This window comes from Psychromarinibacter sediminicola (assembly GCF_029168335.1).
In the GTDB taxonomy this organism is placed as follows: Bacteria; Pseudomonadota; Alphaproteobacteria; order Rhodobacterales; family Rhodobacteraceae; genus Psychromarinibacter; species Psychromarinibacter sediminicola.
Genome location: NZ_JARGYC010000187.1, coordinates 1 through 1,558 on the forward strand (window position 1 = coordinate 1; position 1,558 = coordinate 1,558).

The following is a 1,558-nucleotide window of genomic DNA, read 5'->3' on the forward strand; positions in this document are numbered from 1 at the left end:
GCGGGACGTCTTGAAATACTTGAACGGGCAGGTCACGGATCATAGGGCGGACGCAACCGACGCCCCTGCCCCGCCTCAAGCCGAGTTCCTTTGACTTTGCCATGAAGAAACACATGAGCGAGCTGTGCATCATGTTGGCGCCGAACGGCGCGCGCCGGACCAAGGCGGATCATCCCGCCATTCCCGTAAGCGCTGACGAGCTTGCGGAAACGGCTGTCGCCTGTCGCGCGGCCGGGGCCGGGGGCATCCATCTGCATGTCCGGGACAACCAACTGGTGCATTCGCTGGATGCCGATACGTATCGCAGCGCAATCGGCGCCATCCAGTCCGCCTGTCCCGATATCGCGATCCAGACGACGACCGAGGCGGCGGGGCTGTTCGACGTCGATCAACAGATCGCGGCGGTCCGGGCGCTGCGGCCCGCCTGCCTGTCTTTTTCGCTTGCCGAACTGCTTCGCGACGGAGAGGACAAGGCCGAAGCCTTCCTGGCCTGGGCGGCCGAGACCGGGATCGGGATCCAGTTCATCCTTTATGACGCCGAACAGATCGCCACCATGCGGCGCATGCTCGATGCCGGGACACTCCATGTGCCGGATCGGCCGCGCCTTATCGTCGTCGCGGGTCGATATTCCGCGACCCAGGATTCCAGCGCGGCAGAATTCGATGCCCTCCACAATGCTCTCGTTGCAACGGATTTGCACCGCGAGGCGATCTGGATGACCTGCGCCTTCGGCCGTGGAGAGATGGCCTGTCTGGACCGGACCATCGAACTGGGCGGCCATGCGCGCGTCGGATTCGAGAATGCCTTCGCCGACGCAGACGGCAAACTGGCCAGGGACAATGCCGAACGCGTCAGGCTGGTTGCGGCGCTCGCCGCGAAACACGGCCGGCCCCTTGCGGACGCGGCCGGGTCGGCAACGGTCCTTGGCCGCCTGTCCGACGCGGCGATTGTCTGAGCGGGCGGTATTGGACCGAAAGGTGCTGGCAGACGAAATCGAACCAGTCTACGCAAGGGCAGGATGACTGTCCCTTATACCGCGCAGAGACCGCGCCACTCGGCGAGAGCAGCGGCACGGTTCTTCTTGAAGTCGGCGCGAGAGTAGAAGCTGCGCTCCAAGTTGAAATGGTTGCTGACCGAGGCGTGGACGGAGACGAATTTCTGCAATGTTCGCATCCGCCGGAACCGCAGCATCGCCCGCTCGCGTCGTCGGAATGGAAGGTGGGAATTCTCGGCGCGGTTGTTCAGCCAGAGACCGGTTTCCTGGCGATCGGCCGCACCGATTTCCTTCAGCGCCGCGCCATAGGACCGAAGCCGGTCGGTCACGATGGTGTCCGGCCGACCATAGCGCTTCATTGCTTTTCTGAGGAATTTCAGGGCTGCCTTCTTGTCACGGCTCTTCGTCACGAAGCTTTCCAGCGCCTCGCCCTCGTGGTCGACAGCCCGCTACAAGTAGTGGCGCTCCCCGTTGATCTTCACGACCATCTCGCCCGGGTGCCATCGCCACTGGCTCGACCGCACCCCACGATCCGGCGTTTCCGGATCTCGGCTGCAAACACC

At 63.8% G+C, this 1,558-nt stretch carries 1 protein-coding gene and 1 pseudogene; one reads left to right on the forward strand and one right to left on the reverse strand.

Going from position 1 to position 1,558, the window contains the following annotated elements; translation table 11 throughout:
• Positions 1-101 precede the first annotated feature (101 nt).
• Positions 102-956: a beta-keto acid cleavage family enzyme gene (locus tag P1J78_RS24825; protein WP_275570051.1), complete on the forward strand. Its 855-nt coding sequence runs from the start codon at positions 102-104 to the stop codon at positions 954-956.
• Positions 957-1,030: 74 nt separating this feature from the next.
• Here the strand turns inward: P1J78_RS24825 and P1J78_RS24830 are convergent.
• Positions 1,031-1,558, reverse strand: a pseudogene (locus tag P1J78_RS24830) (IS6 family transposase); the annotation flags it as partial.